The 18,585-nt window shown below is 61.5% G+C and carries 20 protein-coding genes; 10 read left to right on the top strand and 10 right to left on the bottom strand.

Going from position 1 to position 18,585, the window contains the following annotated elements:
- Nucleotides 1–5: 5 nt before the first annotated feature.
- Entirely contained in the window at nucleotides 6–971 is a 966-nt protein-coding gene (locus tag HX855_RS12875) for an oxidoreductase (protein ID WP_177083465.1), read from the bottom strand.
- Between the two features lie 97 nt (nucleotides 972–1,068).
- Here HX855_RS12875 and HX855_RS12880 point away from each other — a divergent pair, with 97 nt between their 5' ends.
- Nucleotides 1,069–2,013, top strand: coding sequence for an AraC family transcriptional regulator (locus tag HX855_RS12880; RefSeq protein ID WP_177083463.1), 945 nt, complete (start codon nucleotides 1,069–1,071; stop codon nucleotides 2,011–2,013).
- Here HX855_RS12880 and HX855_RS12885 read toward each other — a convergent pair.
- The 4 genes from HX855_RS12885 to HX855_RS12900 are packed head-to-tail and all read right to left on the bottom strand — an operon-like array spanning nucleotide 1,977 to nucleotide 3,925.
- Nucleotides 1,977–2,423, bottom strand: a complete 447-nt coding sequence (locus HX855_RS12885) for an NUDIX hydrolase (protein WP_177083461.1) — start codon at nucleotides 2,421–2,423, stop codon at nucleotides 1,977–1,979. The genes HX855_RS12880 and HX855_RS12885 overlap by 37 nt on opposite strands.
- A gap of 30 nt (nucleotides 2,424–2,453) precedes the next feature.
- Nucleotides 2,454–2,837: a cytochrome c family protein gene (locus tag HX855_RS12890; RefSeq protein WP_177083459.1), complete on the bottom strand. Its 384-nt coding sequence runs from the start codon at nucleotides 2,835–2,837 to the stop codon at nucleotides 2,454–2,456.
- Nucleotides 2,838–2,864: 27 nt separating this feature from the next.
- Complete coding sequence (locus tag HX855_RS12895; RefSeq protein WP_177083457.1) at nucleotides 2,865–3,404, bottom strand: GNAT family N-acetyltransferase; 540 nt, start codon at nucleotides 3,402–3,404, stop codon at nucleotides 2,865–2,867.
- Nucleotides 3,401–3,925, bottom strand: a complete 525-nt coding sequence (locus HX855_RS12900; protein WP_309139790.1) for a demethoxyubiquinone hydroxylase family protein — start codon at nucleotides 3,923–3,925, stop codon at nucleotides 3,401–3,403. Before HX855_RS12900 ends, HX855_RS12895 begins: the two co-directional genes overlap by 4 nt.
- Before the next feature lie 164 nt (nucleotides 3,926–4,089).
- Here HX855_RS12900 and HX855_RS12905 point away from each other — a divergent pair, with 164 nt between their 5' ends.
- From HX855_RS12905 to HX855_RS12915, 3 genes are all read left to right on the top strand, one after another.
- Complete coding sequence (locus HX855_RS12905) at nucleotides 4,090–4,467, top strand: response regulator (protein ID WP_177083453.1); 378 nt, start codon at nucleotides 4,090–4,092, stop codon at nucleotides 4,465–4,467.
- 101 nt (nucleotides 4,468–4,568) lie between these two features.
- Nucleotides 4,569–5,183 (top strand): biliverdin-producing heme oxygenase, encoded by a 615-nt coding sequence (locus HX855_RS12910; RefSeq protein ID WP_177083451.1) that lies wholly within the window; start codon nucleotides 4,569–4,571, stop codon nucleotides 5,181–5,183.
- On the top strand, nucleotides 5,180–7,408 hold the full coding sequence (locus tag HX855_RS12915) for an ATP-binding protein (RefSeq protein WP_177083449.1): 2,229 nt from the start codon (nucleotides 5,180–5,182) through the stop codon (nucleotides 7,406–7,408). Before HX855_RS12910 ends, HX855_RS12915 begins: the two co-directional genes overlap by 4 nt.
- Nucleotides 7,409–7,718: 310 nt before the next feature.
- On the opposite strand, the gene HX855_RS12920 is transcribed toward HX855_RS12915, so the two are convergent.
- Both HX855_RS12920 and HX855_RS12925 read right to left on the bottom strand, forming a co-directional pair.
- The gene (locus HX855_RS12920) at nucleotides 7,719–9,041 is read right to left on the bottom strand and encodes an ATP-binding protein (RefSeq protein WP_177083447.1); all 1,323 of its coding nucleotides are present in this window, start codon (nucleotides 9,039–9,041) and stop codon (nucleotides 7,719–7,721) included.
- The gene (locus HX855_RS12925) at nucleotides 9,038–9,748 is read right to left on the bottom strand and encodes a response regulator (RefSeq protein ID WP_177083445.1); all 711 of its coding nucleotides are present in this window, start codon (nucleotides 9,746–9,748) and stop codon (nucleotides 9,038–9,040) included. Before HX855_RS12925 ends, HX855_RS12920 begins: the two co-directional genes overlap by 4 nt.
- 164 nt (nucleotides 9,749–9,912) lie before the next feature.
- Here HX855_RS12925 and HX855_RS12930 point away from each other — a divergent pair, with 164 nt between their 5' ends.
- The 4 genes from HX855_RS12930 (at nucleotide 9,913) to HX855_RS12945 (ending at nucleotide 14,136) form a co-directional block, all read left to right on the top strand.
- A complete protein-coding gene (locus HX855_RS12930; RefSeq protein ID WP_177083443.1) occupies nucleotides 9,913–10,701 on the top strand; it encodes a VacJ family lipoprotein in 789 nt (262 codons plus the stop codon).
- Complete coding sequence (locus tag HX855_RS12935; protein WP_177083441.1) at nucleotides 10,691–10,936, top strand: hypothetical protein; 246 nt, start codon at nucleotides 10,691–10,693, stop codon at nucleotides 10,934–10,936. Before HX855_RS12930 ends, HX855_RS12935 begins: the two co-directional genes overlap by 11 nt.
- Nucleotides 10,937–11,073: 137 nt before the next feature.
- Nucleotides 11,074–12,972: an alkaline phosphatase D family protein gene (locus tag HX855_RS12940; protein WP_177083439.1), complete on the top strand. Its 1,899-nt coding sequence runs from the start codon at nucleotides 11,074–11,076 to the stop codon at nucleotides 12,970–12,972.
- 150 nt (nucleotides 12,973–13,122) lie between these two features.
- A complete protein-coding gene (locus HX855_RS12945) occupies nucleotides 13,123–14,136 on the top strand; it encodes a diguanylate cyclase (protein ID WP_177083437.1) in 1,014 nt (337 codons plus the stop codon).
- A gap of 4 nt (nucleotides 14,137–14,140) precedes the next feature.
- On the opposite strand, the gene HX855_RS12950 is transcribed toward HX855_RS12945, so the two are convergent.
- Nucleotides 14,141–15,166, bottom strand: coding sequence for an amino acid ABC transporter substrate-binding protein (locus tag HX855_RS12950; RefSeq protein WP_177083435.1), 1,026 nt, complete (start codon nucleotides 15,164–15,166; stop codon nucleotides 14,141–14,143).
- Nucleotides 15,167–15,337: 171 nt separating this feature from the next.
- Between HX855_RS12950 and HX855_RS12955 the strand changes: the two genes are divergently transcribed.
- Both HX855_RS12955 and HX855_RS12960 read left to right on the top strand, forming a co-directional pair.
- Nucleotides 15,338–16,228, top strand: coding sequence for a LysR substrate-binding domain-containing protein (locus tag HX855_RS12955; protein WP_177083620.1), 891 nt, complete (start codon nucleotides 15,338–15,340; stop codon nucleotides 16,226–16,228).
- Between the two features lie 89 nt (nucleotides 16,229–16,317).
- Nucleotides 16,318–17,568 (top strand): aspartate aminotransferase family protein, encoded by a 1,251-nt coding sequence (locus HX855_RS12960; protein ID WP_177083433.1) that lies wholly within the window; start codon nucleotides 16,318–16,320, stop codon nucleotides 17,566–17,568.
- A 44-nt stretch (nucleotides 17,569–17,612) separates the two neighbouring features.
- Here HX855_RS12960 and HX855_RS12965 read toward each other — a convergent pair whose 3' ends face one another.
- A complete protein-coding gene (locus HX855_RS12965; protein ID WP_177083431.1) occupies nucleotides 17,613–17,996 on the bottom strand; it encodes a hypothetical protein in 384 nt (127 codons plus the stop codon).
- The gene (locus tag HX855_RS12970) at nucleotides 17,986–18,255 is read right to left on the bottom strand and encodes a hypothetical protein (RefSeq protein ID WP_177083429.1); all 270 of its coding nucleotides are present in this window, start codon (nucleotides 18,253–18,255) and stop codon (nucleotides 17,986–17,988) included. Before HX855_RS12970 ends, HX855_RS12965 begins: the two co-directional genes overlap by 11 nt.
- Between the last annotated feature and the right edge of the window lie 330 nt (nucleotides 18,256–18,585).

Here is an 18,585-nt window from a genome sequence, read left to right on the forward strand (position 1 = left end):
GCGGCCTAACGTGCGCCCATCAGGTGTTCGCTTAACGTCCACAGCCGCTGCGCCAAACCGGCATCCACCGCCCACGGCCTGACGCCCAACGGCTCTTGCGAATCCGCACTCACCGCCACCGCCACATCGCAGTTCTCGCAATACACCCCGCCCATTCCCGCCAACTGCTCGCTGACCGCGCACCACACACTGGTGGCTGCGCCTTGCTCCGGGGTTTTCATGTTCCGTGCGGGGTCGATCACCGGTTGCCCGTGCTCATCCACATAACCTGATGCCTGCAAGACTTCAGCCTTCATGTGCCGTACCAGATCGGTAATGATCCCGCCGGGATGCACCGCAAACGCCCTCACCCCGCTGGCCGCCCCCTGGGTGTCCAGGTGCACGGCGAACAACGCATTGGCAGTCTTGGACTGACCGTAGGCCTTCCATGGGTCGTAGGGCTGGCGCTCGAAATTCCAGTCGTCAAAGTCGACGGCGCCATGCACATGCCCCCGAGACGACAACGCCACCACCCGCGCACCTTCGGCACGTTGCAGGGCGGGCCACAGGCGCTGGGTCAGCAGGAAATGCCCGAGATGGTTGGTGGCGAACTGGGACTCGTAGCCCTGGGCATTGCGGCTCAGCGGCGGCGCCATGATCCCCGCGTTGTTGATCAACAGATGCAGCGGGCGACCGGTCGCCAGAAAACGCTCGGCAAACTGTTCAATGGAATGGGCGTCCATCAGGTCGAGGGCTTCAAGGTGCAGCTGTGGATAAGGCTGGAGCGCGGCGCTGGCCTTGACCGGGTCACGGGCCGGAACGATCACATGAGCGCCGGCGGCAGCCAGGGTGCGGGCGGTGACCAGGCCAATGCCGGAGTAACCACCCGTGACAATCGCCACCTTGCCGCAGAGGTCGACGCCTCGGATCACGTCGGCGGCAGTGGTCGCCGCGCCGTAGCCGCCAAGGATCGGGTTTTGTGCTGTGGGCATGACAGAATCTCCATTAGACGTGTGGTTAACACGCTACGCCGTGAAAGCCGTACTCTGAATACTCGAACTTCCCGTTTACCTGCGTAAAAGTACGAATATGCACAGCGACCCGTTTTCCGAGATTCTCACTTTCGTGAACGCCCAATCGGTGATGACCGGCGGTTTCAGCGCGGGCGGCGCCTGGGCCCTGGGTTTTCCGGCGCCGGACAAGATCAAGTTCTTCGGGCTGGTGAAGGGCCAGTGCTGGCTGTGGCTGGAAGGCGAGCCGGCGCCGGTGTTGATTGAGGCGGGCGATGTGTTCCTGCTGTGCGCACAACGCTCGTTTGTGCTCGCCAGTGATGTGTCGGTCACGCCGCTGGAGGCGCGGCAGTTGTTCGCGAACGCCGGCCGTTTCCCGCAAATCGGTGACGGCCAAGGCTGCGTGCACATCGGCGGCTATGTGCAACTGGACCCGGAAAGCGGCGGCCTGCTGGCCAACGCACTGCCGCCCCTGATCCACGTGCGGGCCACGGCGCCGCAAGCGGCAATCGTGCAATGGCTGCTTGGCCAACTGGCGCATGAGGGGCAAGCCAATTTGCTGGGGGCGAGCCTGGCATCGGCGCAACTGGCGCAGTTGATGTTTATCCAGATCCTGCGGGCCTACGTCGAGACCTCGGGCGTATTACCCGAAGGCTGGCTGCGTACGGTCAGCGACCCGCGGCTGGCGCCCGCACTGCGCTTGATGCACGGCGAACCGGGGAGTGCCTGGACGCTGCAAGCCTTGGCGGCCGCTGCCGCGATGTCACGCACCACCTTTTCGCAGTACTTCAAGCGCGTCGCCGGGGTGCCACCGCTGACGTACTTGACCGAATGGCGCATGCGCCTTGCGCAACGGGCGTTGCGTGAAGGGAACCTGTCGGTAGGCGTGTTGGCGCAGTCATTGGGGTATGGGTCTGAAAGCGCGTTCAGCAATGCTTTCAAGCGAGTGGCCGGGAAGGCGCCGAGGCATTATCGGGAGGCGTTTCGTCAATCCAGCAATGCGGCGCGTTTGAGCAACTCGTAAAGCCCCTCCGGCACCAGTGGCGACTGCGCCGTAAAGCTTGAGCTGTCCCTCCAACTCACCTTGAATGCAAAACCGTTGCTTTCGGCACCGTCGAGGTATGGTTGCTCATACAGGTCCTGATCCTCAAATTGGCCATCGTAGACCTGGACGATCTCGTGCCCGGGATTGCCGTCATAGGTGAAGATGCTTTCCAGAGTGCCGAGCAGGCGCAGGCTGTGAATGGGTTGTGCGAGTTCTTCCTGGACTTCTCGCACAATGGCCTCGGCGCTGTATTCACCGAATTCGATGCCACCACCGATCGGACGAAAGATCGTCTGCTGTTTCACCAGATCCTGGAATTCGTGAACCAGAATTCGGCCGTTTCGGTGGAAGACACAGAGCGCAAGCGCCCGGATACGCGGTGAGACCATGAGGGAAAATCCTTGTCTTGGAATCGCTTTTTATTGCGCCGGAAAGGTCGCGAGGTACGCCAGCAAGTTGTCGATTTTCTCTTGATCACTGATCCCCCAGAAAATCATCCGGGTGCCGCTCACCACCTTTTTCGGCGCCTCGATATAGGCCGCCAGCTTATCCCGCGTCCAGACCACGCCTGAGTTCTTCATCGCATCGGAGTACTGATAGTCAGTGGTGGTCCCGGCCGGGCGGCCAATGATGCCGTTGAGTTCCGGCCCGAAACCGCCGCGGGCGTTTTCGCCGATGCTGTGGCAACCGCCGCAGGTTTTGCTGAATAGCTTTCCACCGGCTTCGGCGTCGCCTGCCGCCATGGCCTGGGCACTGACAAAACCGGACATCAGGGCAAAGGTGAGTAAAACAACGTGCTTCATAAATAACGTTCCATCCGGTGTGCCGGTTCAGGTGGTGACCTGCCACGACATGGCGCAGCGACTGCCCGGCGCAAAACCGTGACGATACTCCTCACGCAAAGCCTCCGCCAAACGATGATCCGGGGGCAGAGAGTGCTGTTGCCGAAATCCCAGCCGCTGGTAAAACGGGGCATTCCAGGGCACATCACACAACGTGGTCAGGGTGACCGTCCGCAAACGGCGCGAACGGGCCTCATTCATCACGGCCTCAAGCAATTGCCGTCCTGCGCCACGGCCTTGCATGGCCTGCGCCACTGACAGTTCATGAATGTGCAGGTCGTCATCAAACACCTGGGCACTGATGAAACCCTGGACTTGGCCAGCAGCGCCCACCGCCACCCAACACGTGCCCATCGCGATCAATTGCCGATGACGTTCAACACTCATGACCTCAGCATCGGCCAGCCAGCCCAAGGATTCGATGGCGCGGAAAACCTGAGCTGCAGATGCTTCTATCGCCGGCAACAACGCCGCATCATCAGGGGTAGCGACCCGGATAACAACAGGGAGGCGACTGCAGCCACTCACGAACGCATGCCCATCCAGATCACCGCCTCCGTCCAGGCCGTCACCACCGGGTTCAACGCCCGGCTCCACGGATCGCGCGGGTCAATCTGCGCGGCTGACTGGTCATGGTGCTGCTGTTCTTCTTCCACGATCGAGGAAATCGCCACCACGGCCTGCGAATCGCTATCCCGTAGAACATGAAGCTGATGGGCCAAATGTTTAAGCACCACGCTTTCGACGGCGACGGTGGTGGCGAGGATCGCCTTGCGGCCGCACAGCCCGGTAACCAACCCCAAGACCAGGCCGCCGATGCCGCATAACCAGTAGCTGCGGCAACGCCGGCGGCCACGGCGCTGCAACTCGGCCTGGAACACCGCGCGGTGGCGCAATTCGTGGGAGCGTAACGCTTTGAGTTCTTCCACCAGGTTTGGGGCAACCAGGCGTGCCATGAACAGTTGGCCGCTGTAGATGCAGATCGCGCCGTGTTCGCCGGCGTGGTCGACCTTGATCATACGGCCGCCGATATCGGGAGTGCTCAACACGGGATTGCCTTCCATTGCGTGGGGGACGGCATCGTGACGTATCGGGCCTGTCGCCCGCAAGAACTCCCACCAAATGACCACCCATCGCAAAAAACATATCCAATCGAACCTAATCAGTCGCCCCCCACTCCACCTTACTTAACCCGGATGGTGGAGTAAGGATCATGGCTCAGCCATCGATATTGGTGCTGGAAGACGACGAAATCATTCGCTCGTTGATGGTGGATGTACTGGAGGATTTCGGTGCGGTAGTAACGTCGTTCCCCTCCGCAGACGAAGGGATGATTTTTCTGGAGCGGGCCAGTGATCCGGTGGACCTGATTGTCAGCGATATTCAGATGCCCGGCCTGCTCAATGGCTACGACTTGAGCAAGGTGGTGGCCCATCGTTGGCCGTCGCTGCCGGTGCTGCTGACCTCGGGTAATACCGCAATGGCCTCGCAACTGGGCGGCACCGTGCGGTTCCTGCCCAAGCCATGGAGCACCGAGGGTTTGATCGATTGCGTACAATCGGCCCTCGTGCAGGGGCCGCCCATGCATTGATAGCGTCGCGATATCAGTTGCGGCGAACTTCACGACAGCCCCTGCGGTCAGTTATTACGCAACCTTTTATGGCCCGCAGGCCCCCCGTTCGAGTTGACTGAATGCATTCACAGGCCCATGACGTTGGTGCGCCCCCCGTACTTGAAGCCTTGCGCTCAGGTACCGCCTTACTGCACGTCGCCCTGGAAAAACGCTTGCCGTTTTTCTCCCCGCAGCTGGATCACGACGGCTATCGACGGCTGCTCCAGGCCTACTACGGGTTCTACCGCCCACTGGAAGCAGCGCTGTATGACAGCGACTTGATCCCCGTGGGATTCGATCAGGCGCTGCGCCTGAAAACACCGACCTTGCTGACCGATCTCCACGCCCTGGGCCTGGACGACCCGGCCGTTGCCGCCCTGCCCCGCTGCACCTCCCTACCGCCCCTCGACACACCCGCCGCCTGCCTGGGTGCGTTGTACGTGCTGGAAGGCGCCACATTGGGCGGCCAGATCCTGCGCCGGGAAATGGCGCAGCGCCTGGGCCTGGATGCCGACAACGGTGGCGCGTTTCTCAATGTGTATGGCGCCGAAACCGGTCGGCGCTGGAAAGACTTTCTCGATTACCTGAGCCGTGTGCCCCTCGACGCGCACGCCAAGCTGCGCGCCGTAAACGCCGCGCGCTCAACATTCAGCTGCTTTGAGCAATGGCTCGACAGCCAGGAGGTACTGCTATGAAACCCCAAGACTTTGAAGAACTGCTGGCCAACTGTGCTGACGAGCCGATCCGTTTCCCGGGGGCCATCCAGCCTCACGGCGCATTGCTGACCTTGTCCGAGCCAGGCCTGCGCATCGAGCAGGTCAGTGCCAACGTGGCCGGGCTGTTCAATCAGCCGCCCGAGTCCTTGCTGGGCCAGCCGCTGCATACCTTGATCGGCACAGAACATGCCGAAGCCGTCCAGGCCATGGTCACGCACAACCGTTTCTTCGACGCCCCACCGTTGCACATAACCCTCAACGGCGCCGAGTTCGAAGGGTTGCTGCACCGTCATCAAGAGGTGCTGGTGCTGGAGTTCGAGCCACGGCTCAAGGACTTCCAGCCACGGGCCCTCAATGGCCGAACCAGCAACCTGGGCAAAATGCTGCAGCGCCTGCAAGCGGCGAAAACCCTGCAAGCCTTGTATGAAATCAGCGTCAACGAAATCCAGGCCATGACCGGTTACGACCGCGTGCTGATTTATCGCTTCGAAGAAGAAGGTCACGGCCAGGTGATCGCCGAAGCGTCCGCGCCTTCGATGGAGTTGTTCAACGGCCTGTTCTTCCCCGCGTCCGACATCCCCGAACAGGCCCGCGAGTTGTACCGCACCAACTGGCTGCGGATCATCCCCAACGCCGATTATGAGGCGGTGCCGCTGGTGCCCAGGTTGCGCCCGGACACCGGCCAGCCCCTGGACCTGAGCTTCGCCACCCTGCGCAGTGTGTCGCCGATTCACTGCCAGTACATGAAGAACATGGGCGTGCTGTCGTCCATGAGTATTTCCCTGATGAAGGGCGACACACTCTGGGGCTTGATCAGCTGCGGTAATCGCCAGCCGCTGCTGGTGCCCAATGACCTGCGCACGGCGTGCCAAACCATCGGCCAAGTGCTGTCGTTGCAGATCAGCGCCATGGAAGCCCTGGAACTGAGCCGCCAGCGCGACGAAAAACTCGAGGCGCTGGCCTCGCTCAACCAGGCCATGCAGGCCTCGCCCGACAATGTGTTCGACGGCTTGGCGAAATGTCCGCAACAGTTGATGGACCTGACCCTGGCCGGCGGCGTGGCAATCATCGAAGACAAGCAACTGCACCGCTACGGCAACTGCCCTGAACCCGGGCAGATTCGTGCCCTGCACAAGTGGCTGCAAGAGGCCGGGCAGCCGGTGTTTGCCAGCCATAACCTGGCCTCGGTGTACCCGCCGGCGGCTGAATACCAGCACGTCGCCAGTGGCGTGCTGGCCATGAGTTTGCCCAAGCCGGTGGACAACGGCGTGTTGTGGTTTCGCCCCGAGGTGAAGGAAAACATCAACTGGAGCGGCGACCCGAATAAGCCCCTGGACCTGGAAAGCACCGACGCGGGCCTGCACCTTCGCCCCCGCACCTCCTTTGAAATCTGGAAGGTGGAGATGGCCGGCATCTCCACCAAGTGGAGCCACGGCGACCGCTTCGCCGCTAACGACCTGCGCCGCTCGGCCCTGGAAAATGACCTGGCCCGCCAGGTGCTGCGCGAACAGCAAGCCGTGCGCGCGCGGGATGAGTTGGTGGCGGTGGTTTCCCACGACCTGCGCAACCCGATGACCGTCATCTCGATGCTCTGCGGCATGATGCAAAAGGCCTTCAGCTCCGATGGCCCGCACACCTCACGGCGGATTTCCTCGGCCATCGACACCATGCAACAAGCCGCCGGGCGCATGAATGTGCTGCTGGAGGATTTACTCGACACCTCGAAGATCGAAGCCGGGCGCTACACCGTCAAGCCGGTAGCCCTGGACGTGAGCCAGATCTTCGAAGAGGCCTACTCACTGCTGGCGCCTTTGGCGATGGAAAAGGGCATCGACCTGTCGTTCAACGCCGAGCCCGGGCTGCAAATCAACGCGGACCCGGAACGGTTGTTCCAGGTGCTGTCGAACCTGATCGGCAACGCCATCAAGTTCACGCCGCGCCAGGGCAATATCGGCATCAGTGCGTTGAGCAATGGCGAAGAAATTGTGTTTTCAGTACGTGATTCCGGCGAAGGGATCGCCCCTGAGCAGTTGCCCCATGTGTTTGATCGCTACTGGACCCAAACCGAAAACAACCCCACCGGCAGCGGCCTCGGGCTGTACATCACCCAGGGCATCGTGCAGGCCCATGGCGGGCGAATCGAGGCCGAAAGTGAATTGGGCCGTGGCAGCGAGTTTCGGTTTACGGTGCCGAAGCCGGCTTGAAACCGACACCTTTGAGACGATGAAGCAACTGGAAAACCAATGGCCCGGAACGCCGGACCGGGCCAGGGCCACTGATCGGTGTCGCACTCAACGCGAACATCCTATTGAGCGAGAGGTACACCCATGATGATCGGCAGCGTTTTTCATAACCAAAACCTGATCCAGGCACTTCAACCCGTTCAGCCTGTTCAACCTGCACCCAAACCAAAGGAGGAACCCTCGCATAGCGGCGCCAATCAACAAAACGCCCAGTCGAACAGCGGCTCTCTGAGCGGCCTGGGACGCGAGTTGACATGAAGGCTTAAGCCTCCTAAACCGGCAACACCACCACGGCGGCCAACCCGCCGCACGGGCGATTTTCCAACGTCAGCGTCCCACCGTGTTCCAGCACAATCGCCCGTGCTGTGGAGAGCCCCAAACCGACACCACCGGTACTTTTGTTGCGTGAGCCCTCCAACCGGAAGAACGGCAGGAACACCTGCTCGTGCTGCTCCACCGGGATGCCGGGGCCACGGTCCAGCACCCGCACCGTCACCCTTCCAGGACTCTGTTGCAGTTCAACTTCCGGCGCCAGCCCGTAGTGAATCGCGTTGTCCAAAAGGTTGGTCATCACCCGTTTGAGCCCCAGCGGTCGGCCGAAATAAACCAGTCGCTGCGGGCCGTTGAAGGTGATGTCGATGGCCTGGTCGCGGTAGTCGTCAATCAGCGTTTGCAGCAACTCGGCGAGGTCCAGTTGGGTGGCCTGTTCCAGGCGCGCGTCGTCGCGGAAGAATTCCAGGGCGGTGCTGATCATTGCCTGCATCTCGTCGACATCCCGGAACAGGCGATGTTGCTGGTCGGCGTCCTCAATGAATTCGCCCCGCAGACGCAGGCGGGTCAGCGGCGCCCGCAGGTCATGGGAAATCGCCGCGAGCATCTGGGTGCGGTCCTGGATGAAGTGTTGCAACTGCGCCTGCATGCCGTTGAACGCGAGGATCGCCTGGCGGATCTCGTGGGGGCCGACCGGCTCGATGGGCGGTGCTCGAAAGTCGGCACCAAAGCGTCGCACGCCTTGGGCGAAGTCTTGCAGTGGCCGGGCAAGCCGACGGGTGGCAACCCAGGTGACCAACGCCGTCGAGAGCAACACCAGCACCAGCACCACCAGGCTGCGCAGCCCCTCCGGCAGGCCCCAACTGCGGGAGCTGGCATTGAGGGTCAGCCAGGAATGGTCCGTCAATTCCACCAGCAATGCGTAGTGCCCGCCGGGGCCTGACCAGTCCGAGGGGTCGTAGGCCTCGATGCGCCGCTGCGGCCAGTTGAGTGAATGGCCGAACACTTCCTGGGCAGGATGCACCGACGGATTTTTCATGAGGGGCAGGTCGACCTGTCCACGATTGGCCGCCCACTGCACGCTGAACGTGTCGTCCCCGGCGGACCGGGCCAGCCCTGGACGCTGAAGCGGATCCGCCGCCTCAATCATCCGGACAATCACGGCCACCTTGTCCAACAGGCCGGTCTCAATCAAGGGCGGCCGGGCCCACACCCCCGCCAGCTGCACAAACAGCGCGTTGAAGGCCAACGCCGTGAGCATCGCAATCAGGATGGTCAGGGCAATCCAGCGGGCCACCGTGTACCGGGGTTTGAAGCGGCTCATGAGCGGGTCACGGCAACGGTGAACTGGTAACCGCCGTTGCGCACGGTGCGAATCATCGCCGGGCGCTTGGTGTCGAACTCCAGCTTGCGGCGCAGGCGGCTGACCTGCACGTCGATGCTGCGGTCGAACGCGTCGTGGCTATGGCCCCGCGCCAGGTTCAGCAATTGCTCCCGGGTCAGCACGCGCTGAGGGTGTTCGACGAACACCAGCAGCAGGTCGAACTCCCCGGACGACAACGGGATCATCACCTGGTCCGGCGAGCGCAATTCACGGCGCGTCAGGTCCAGTTGCCAGCCGGCGAAGCGAATCAACGGGCGCGCGGCATCCCCCAGCGGCGGCCGGTTTTCCCCGGCCCGACGCAGTACGGCGCGCACCCGGGCGAGCAATTCACGGGCGTCGAACGGTTTGCTCAAGTAGTCATCGGCGCCCATTTCCAGGCCCACCACGCGATCACTGAGTTCGCCCATGGCGGTCAGCATGATCACCGGCGTTGTGTATTGCTGGCGCAGGCGCTGGCACAGCAGCAGGCCGTTATCCCCCGGCAGCATCAGGTCGAGGATGATCAGGTCGGCAGGTGCACGCTCCATGGCCGCCCACAGCGCAGCGCCATGGGCGGCGGTCTCGACCGTGTAGCCATGTTGCAGAAAAAATTTCTTCAGCAGGGCGAGGACCTCAAGGTCATCGTCCACGATTAAAAGATGGCTCACCGGCGGGCATCACTGGGTCTTGTCGATGCGCCATCTAAAACTATTCGGCGCGGCCCGTCATATATTTCAATCATGCAATAAAGCGTCAACCGCGCAATAAAGCAGACATCTTTGCGCAAGCTGCGGCTGCCAGCATCGGCCTCCTTTTCCCGGAGACTGAACCTATGCGCTCGCTGACGTATCCCCAGCACCTGGCCCGCCAGGCGGTGTTGTTGCTGACTGTGTCCTACCTGACAGGCTGCGCAAGCCCGGCCAACCTGGCGAGTACCACACGCTGCGCACAGGTTTCCTACCCGGTGTACGACCCGGCCGAGCGGGTCAACCGGGGCGTCTTCGCCTTTAACCGCACTGTGGATAACTATGCCCTGGCGCCTGTGGCGCGCGGCTACCGATACATGCCAGATTTTTTCCAGCAGGGTGTGCATAACTTCGCCAGCAACTTCAGCGAACCCAAGGTATTTATCAACGACCTGTTGCAAGGCAACCCACGGCGCTCGATCAACACGTTGGGGCGCTTTGCGGTGAACACCACGGTGGGCATCGTCGGGTTGATTGATGTCTCGGACAGAATGGGCATCCCACGCCACACCGCCGACTTTGGCCAGACCTTTGGCGTGTGGGGCATTGGCAATGGACCGATCGTCGAGCTGCCTTTGCTGGGCACCGGCAACAGCCGCGATGCAGCCGGCAAAGTCTTGAGCTTCCTGGTGGCGCCGCTGGGCGACAGCGACACTGTGCAAACCCTGAGCACCGTCAGCCTGGTGGGCGGCACGGTCGATACGCGGGCCTCGTTGCTGCCGCTGACCGACAGCCTGCAAAAGTTACCGGACTACTACAGCGCCATGCGTAATGTGATCGCCGAACACCGCGCGGCCTTTGTGCTGGAGGGCAAACAGGGGGCGACGTCGCCCCGGGCCGATAGCTGCGGGAAGGGCACCGGCGATGACTTCTGATTCAAGCTCACTGGTCCTGCAACGCCAGGTCCGCAAACGCGGGGTCAATGCCCTGCTCTGCCGGGAAACCCGTCTGAGTGTATCGTCGGAGCACGGCCGCCTGGTCCTCAGCCGCTATGTGGAGCAGTACAGCCCGCAGGGTGTGCGTTGGGTCGAGCGCCAACACAGTGTGGCGCTGGGCGACGTGCTGCGCTGGATGATCGCTGAAGGCGAGCCGTCTGCCATGGGGTCATGATTTGAGGTGAACGGTTTATAGCCCCTGCCCCCGGGTGCCGGGTAATGTGCGGCTCGCCCGGGTATCGCGCCTTAACAAAACGCTGACATTCAATGCGTTACCTTTTCGGCCCAACCTTGCCCGGAACCGTTGCCTTGATGCCTCACCTCGACACCCTTCCCGCTGTTCTCGCAGGCCCATTGCTGCGGCGCCTGGAACCCCGGCGGCTGGTGATGTGGCTGGTGGGAAGTCGGGCCCTGGCATTGACCCTGAGGGTGCAGATCCCCCAGGGCGCGTCCCTCGAGATCGAACTGGACGCCAGTCGCTGCCAGGTCGTGCCCGTGGGGCGCCACGCGTTTATTCACCTGATCGACGTTGAACTGGCACACGCCCTGCCCGAAGACGTGAGCATCGGCTACGACCTGCAGGTAAACGGTGCCGGCATCGCCGAGTGGGCGCCACACCTGCTCTACCCGGGCGCCCCAGGCCCGAACTTCGTCCTGCACAGCCGCATCCACCAGTTGGTGCACGGCTCGTGCCGCAAACCTCACCACAGCGCCGCCGACGGTTTGCTGTGTGTCGACCGGTTGCTGGCCGAGTCGAACACGGTGGAAGAACGCCCGGCCTTGTTGATGATGAGCGGCGACCAGGTCTACGCCGACGATGTCGCGGGGCCGATGCTGCGGGCCATTCACGCGCTGATCAGCCGCCTCGGCCTGTTCGACGAACACCTCGACGGTGCCGTCGTCGACAACAGCGCAGCCCTCTATGAGCATGCCGCCAGCTACTACCATCGCGCCGATCTGTTGCCCGCCCTGGAGAGCAACGAGACCCTGCGCGAGCGATTTTTTGGTGGCGTAAAAAAACCGATTTTCACCAGCAGCAGCGCCGACAACCACCTGGTGACCTTCGCCGAAGTCATGGCGATGTACTTGCTGGCCTGGTCGCCCACACCGTGGCAACTGATCACCCCGCAAGCACCACAACTGCGTGCCGAAGAGCACGTACGCTATGCACACGAGCACGTGCAGATCGATACGTTTCGTGACGGCCTGGACGGCGTCGCCAGGGTGTTCGCCCACCTCTCCTGCCTGATGATCTTCGATGATCACGACATCACCGACGACTGGAACCTCAGCGCCCAATGGGAAGAAACCGCCTACGGCCACCCGTTCTCCAAGCGCATCATCGGCAACGCCCTGCTGGCCTATATGCTCTGCCAGGGCTGGGGCAACAACCCGGATGCGTTTGACACGGTCATCGCCAAAACCCTGGCACTGACCACACAGCCCCACGGCAACTACTTGAATGCCGTCGCCCAGGATGAACTGGTGGACGAGCTGCTGACGTTCCAGCACTGGCATTACGTGCTGCCGACCACGCCTGCGCTGGTAGTGATCGACACCCGCACCCGGCGCTGGCGCAGCGAGTTCAACCTCAAGCAGCCCTCTGGCCTGCTGGACTGGGAAGCCTTGAGCGAACTGCAACAGGCACTGCTGGATCACCCTTCGGCCATCATCGTGTCACCGGCGCCCATCTTTGGCGTCAAGCTGATCGAGACCGTGCAAAAAGCCTTCAGCTGGTGCGGCTACCCACTGCTGGTGGACGCGGAAAACTGGATGGCCCATCGCGGCGCGGCGCAGGTCATCCTCAATATCTTTCGCCACTCCCGCACCCCGGGCAACTACGTGATCCTGTCGGGTGACGTGCACTACTCGTTCGTCTACGAAGTACTGATCCGTCACCGCAACGCCGGCCCGAACATCTGGCAGATCACCAGCAGCGGTATCAAGAACGAATTCCCCCCGCGCCTGCTGGAATGGTTCGACCGCCTCAATCGCTGGCTCTATTCACCCCGTTCACCGTTGAACTGGCTGACCCGGCGCCGGCCCATGCAGGTGGTGCCGCATATTCCGGAACACGCCGAGGCGGGTGAGCGCTTGTGGAATTCCGCCGGGATTGGCCAGGTATTTTTTAACCGGCAAGGGCAGCCTGAAGCGATTTATCAGCACAATGCCAATGGGGCGCCACGGACGAGGATGGTTGCGCCGAAGTAGGCCCCGGTGGACTGAGCTTCTCAGCAATTAAACAACTGGACCAACGCCCCTTTCTAAGCGCCAAAGCGCCGTTGTACAGTACCGCCAGCCACGGAGTATCGGCGTCAACTTTGACTGGCCATCGGAGCCAGCCCACGCAGGGAGCGCGTAATGGACGATACATCCACCAGCGAACCGTCACGGAACGAGTTCTGCAACCTTAACGCCGACATGCTGCACGCCATCATGGAGCTGGTCAGCGACGGGATCTGGGACTGGAACGCCAACACGGGGTTCGTCTATCGCAACCCCGGCTGGTACGAAATGCTCGGCTACGCCCATCACTCCCTGGAAAACAGCGTGTTCACCTGGGAAAGCGTGATTCACCCCGAGGACTACCCGAATGTGATGATGCAGTTTGATGACTACATCAACCGCCGCACCACGCATTACCAAGCCGAATACCGCTGCCGCCGGAAAGACGGCTCCTACCTGTGGATCGAAGACCGTGGCTACGTGATCGCACGTAACGACGATGGCTCGGTGGCCCGCATGATCGGCGCCCACCGCAGTATCCAGGCGCGTAAACAGTCCATTGAACAGCTGGAACGACGCAATCAATCCCTCGAGGCCCTGGTGGCCGAGCGCACCCGCGAGCTGTCGCGGGTCAATCAACAACTGCAGTTGCAACTGGACGAAAACCGCTCCCTGGCCGAGCGCGACGCCTTGACCCGGGTGGCCAATCGTTACCGCCTGGAGCGCGTCCTCCTGGAGGAATGCGACCGCGCCCAACGATTTCGCCTGCCGCTGTCGCTGATTGCCATGGATATCGATGACTTCAAGCCCATCAACGACCAGCACGGCCACGCCGTAGGCGATGAAACCCTGGTGCGCGTGGTGGAATGCCTGGAAGCCTGCCTGCGCCACGGCGATTTGCTGGCCCGCTGGGGCGGCGATGAATTCATGGTGATCACGCCCAAAAGCACGTTGGACGCAGCCCGCACACTGGCCGAGCGGATGCGCACCGCACTCCAGGCGCTGCCCGCCGTGGGCAACTTCAAGGTGACATTGAGCCTCGGCGTCGTGGAGCGACTCAACGATGAGTCACCCGCCTGCCTGATGGCCAGGGCCGATCAGGCGTTGTATCGCTCCAAGGCAGCGGGCAAGGACACGGTGTCTTCGTGACGCCTCAGCGAACCGGCGGCGCGTACTGGATGCCGCCGTTGCTCCACAGGGCATTCAGGCCGCGCTTGATTTTCAGCACACTGCCCTGGCCGATGTTGCGCTCGAACACTTCGCTGTAGTTACCCACTTGCTTGACGATCTGCACCACCCAGTCCTTGCGCAGTTTCAGGTCCTTGCCGTAGTCACCGTCGGCACCCAGCAGGCGGGCGACGTCCGGGTTCTTGCTGGACTTGGCCTGCTCTTCGACGTTCTGCGAAGTGATGCCCATTTCCTCGGCATTGAGCATGGCGAACAGCGTCCATTTGACGATGCTGAACCACTCGTCGTCGCCCTTGCGCACCAGTGGGCCCAACGGTTCCTTGGAAATCACCTCCGGCAATACGACGAACTCATCCGGGTGGGCCATCTTGATCCGCTGGGCGTAGAGCCCTGACTGGTCGGTGGTGAGCACGTCGCAGCGGCCAGCCTCGAGGCCCTTGGCGCTTTCGTCGGCGGTGTCGAAAGTGATCGGCGTGTACTTCAGGCCGTTGGAGCGAAAGTAGTCAGACACGTTCAGCTCGGTGGTGGTGCAGGCCTGGATGCAGATGGTCGCGCCGTCCAGGTCCTTGGCGCTCTTCACGCCGAGCTTGGTGTTCACCAGAAACCCGATGCCGTCGTAGTAGGTGACGCCGGTGAACACCATGCCCATGCCCGCGTCGCGGGAACTGGTCCAGGTGGTGTTGCGGGAAATCAGGTCGATCTCGCCGGACTGCAACGCGGTGAAGCGCTCCTTGGCGGTCAACTGGCTGAACTTCACTTTCGACGCATCACCGAACAGCGCCGCCGCGACGGCGTGGCACACGTCCACATCAATGCCGGTCATCTTGCCGTTGGCGTCCGGCACGCCGAAGCCCGGCAAACCGTCGCTGACCCCGCACTGGATAAAACCTTTCTTCTGGATCGCATCCAGGGTCGCCCCCGCGTGGGCGCTCCCGGCCAAACCCAATACGGCGGCGGTAAATACCGCCAAAATGGATTTCATGTGCTTCATGCAAGGCGCTCCCTGTCGGTCTTTATTATTCGGCGCCAAAAACCCGCGCCGGTTTATAGTGTTGCGGGTCAGTATCAACGGCTTTACACCTTGGCCACAAACGACGTTTAGGCTTAGGCTCCTTCCGATTTGGAATGAACTCGGTTATTTGAAAGGATCTGCGAGCCCGTGATTTCAAAACGTATGACCCCTTCAATGACGGCGCTGCAATGCTTCGAAGCCGCCGCCCGCCACCTGAGTTTCACCCGCGCCGCCGAAGAGCTGCACCTGACCCAGAGTGCCGTGAGCAAACAGGTGGCGCAGTTGGAAGAGATGCTCTGCCACCCTCTGTTCCAGCGGGTGCGCCAGCGTTTGTACCTGTCGCCGGCGGGGTCGTTGTACCTGGAGGAAGTGCGCAAGATCCTCAACCAGGTGGATATTTCCAGCCGCTACATCCTGACCTACGGCGGCGAGACCGAAGTGCTGCGCATCGCCACCCAGCCGACCTTCGGCGACCGCTGGCTGGTGCCCAAGCTCAAGGATTTTGCCGCGCTTCATCCCACTGTCCACCTGGACGTGCGCAACGAACTGGAGCCGTTCGACGTGTTGCAGGCCAAGGCTGACATCGCGTTTTTCTTCGGCCAGGGATCCTGGCCGGGGGCGACCTGCATTGAGTTGTTTCGCGAAGCCGTGGTGCCGGTGTGCGCCCCCGGGTTTGTCACCGCCGGCAGCGACGCCTCGTCCCGCCACACGTTGCTGCAATGCACCTCACGCCCCGAAGCCTGGCACGCATGGTTTCTGGAACAGGGCCTGCACTCGCAAAACAGCTACCACGGGCCGCGTTTCGACACGTTCTACATGTGCATCCGCGCGGCGCAATCGGGGTATGGCGTGGCCTTGGTGCCGAAGTACCTGGTGGCCGAAGAGCTGGCAAACGGCAGCCTGATGATCCCCTGGGATTACACGATGCCCAGCGCCGGCGCGCACTTTATCGCCCACGCCGAACATGCCGGGGACATTCCGAAAGTGAAGGCGTTTTTGAACTGGATGGTGGGGTACCTCGCAGCACATCCCGACTTTTAATAATGACCCGGCGACTTTATTTCGTTTGCGGGGCAAGGCAGCTCGCGGCTTAGATAAAAGAACGCACCCCATTCTTGAGTCCCGGATCCATGAGCCGCGAAACCATCAGCCAGTCGATTTCCGTCGTCCACCCCATCAGCCTCAGCCATGGCAAGAACGCCGAAGTCTGGGACACCACCGGCAAGCGCTACATCGATTTCATCGGCGGCATCGGCGTGCTCAACCTGGGCCACTGCCACCCGCGCGTGGTCGAAGCGATTCGCGAGCAGGCGACAAAGCTCACCCACTACGCCTTCAACGCTGTGCCTCACGCGCCGTACATCGAACTGATGGACCGTCTGACCGCGTTCATTCCGGTGGATTACCCGGTCAGCGGCATGCTCACCAACAGCGGTGCGGAAGCGGCGGAAAACGCCTTGAAAATCGTCCGCGGTGCCACTGGCCGCACCGCGGTGATTGCCTTTGACGGCGCATTTCACGGGCGAACGCTGGCCACCTTGAACCTCAATGGCAAAGTCGCACCGTACAAGCAAAAAGTCGGCGTGCTGCCGGGGCCGGTGTTCCACCTGCCGTTCCCCAGCCGCGACAACGGCGTGAGCTGCAGCGACGCACTCAAGGCGATGGATCGCCTGTTCAGCGTGGAAATTGATGTCGAAGACGTGGCCTGTTTCATCATCGAACCGGTGCAGGGCGAAGGGGGTTTCCTGACCCTGGACGTGGAATTCGCCCAGGCCCTGAGACGTTTCTGCGACGAAAAGAACATCCTGTTGATTGCCGATGAAATTCAGTCCGGCTTCGGTCGTACCGGCCAGCGGTTTGCGTTCTCACGCCTGGGCATCGAACCGGACCTGATCCTGCTGGGCAAAAGCATCGCCGGCGGCGTGCCGCTGGGGGCGGTGGTGGGGCGCAAAACGTTGCTCGACAACCTGCCCAAAGGCGGCCTGGGCGGCACCTACTCCGGCAACCCGATTGCCTGCGCGGCGGCCTTGGCCACGCTGGATGAGATGACTGACGAGCACTTGAAAAATTGGGGGGCGCAACAGGAAGAAGCTATCGTCAGCCGTTATGAATCATGGCGTTCGAAAACGCTCTCCCCGTACCTCGGCCGCTTGACCGGCGTGGGCGCCATGCGTGGCATCGAACTGGCCAACGCCGACGGCAGCCCGGCGCCACAACAACTGACCCAACTGCTGGCCCTGGCCCGCGACGCTGGTTTGCTGTTGATGCCCAGCGGCAAATCGCGGCACATCATCCGGCTGCTGGCGCCGTTGACCATTGAGGCGGCAGTGCTGGAGGAGGGGCTGGATATTCTTGAGGGGTGTTTGGTGAAGTTGGCTTAGCAACCAAAAAGCCCGGCAGGGTGCCGGGCTTCAAACGGATAAACTCAATGAACGAGTCGGGCCACACCAAATGCGATGGCAGACAAGGCTCCAGCCGTTCCGACAAACCATTTCAACAGCCGGGTTTCCAACGATTGCATATCCGTTCTGAAATGGGCGATTGAGAGATCCAATCTAGAGGTTGCTTCGAGCAGGTCGATCTTGGTCTGCAGCAGGTCGGACTTGGTAACCATCTGCTCTTGCACACCACTCCGCTTTGCCTCGACGCGCTCCAGCCTTGTCTCAACTTGCGAAATACGCTTTTCCAAACCGTTTCCTCCTCCGTTGCCCCCACCGCCTGCGCCGCCTATGCGATCGTAGCCTGATGACGAACCTTGACGGTACTCGTGGCGAAGATAGCTCACATTATCCTTGAGGTCATTCGCCATTTTGGGCCTCCTTCTTCTGGGTCAGCGCATTCAATCCATCCGCTACACCATCCATACAATCGACAAACTCATTCAGCTTCATCCATGCTTCATCTGCAGCCTGTTTTACCTCAGCGTCTTCACTACGCTTGAGCGCGCCGGACAAGCTGATGATGCCGGAACCCAGTCTTGCAATTGCGCTGTGATACTGCCCGAGAATAACGACTAACTCCCCAGCCGTTATGACCTTTGCCTCACCCGCTTTGCTGTCGCACTCCATGTCGACCCCCATCCGTTTTGGTGACGCAGATAACCACGCTCTCAACCCCAAACCAATGAACAGTTGGATACCAAATCCAACGACCCAGCCCACTATTACCAAATCCGAAAGAATCCATCTTCCGTTTAGCCCTTTCTCTCCCCGCGTCAGGGCATTATCCTTGCCAGCAACAAACTGAAACGTTTCATCATCCTCATCAAACCATCGACTGCCCGCGTCCAGCGCCTTTGCGCGAACGCGCCAGGCCGCTGTTTGCGTTTCAAAACCCTAAAATATTAAGACCCCATTTTGCCTATGCCTGCTTTCCCAAACCTGCGCCTGTGCGCTGCG

This window comes from Pseudomonas sp. IPO3778, assembly GCF_013386825.1.
In the GTDB taxonomy this organism is placed as follows: Bacteria; Pseudomonadota; Gammaproteobacteria; order Pseudomonadales; family Pseudomonadaceae; genus Aquipseudomonas.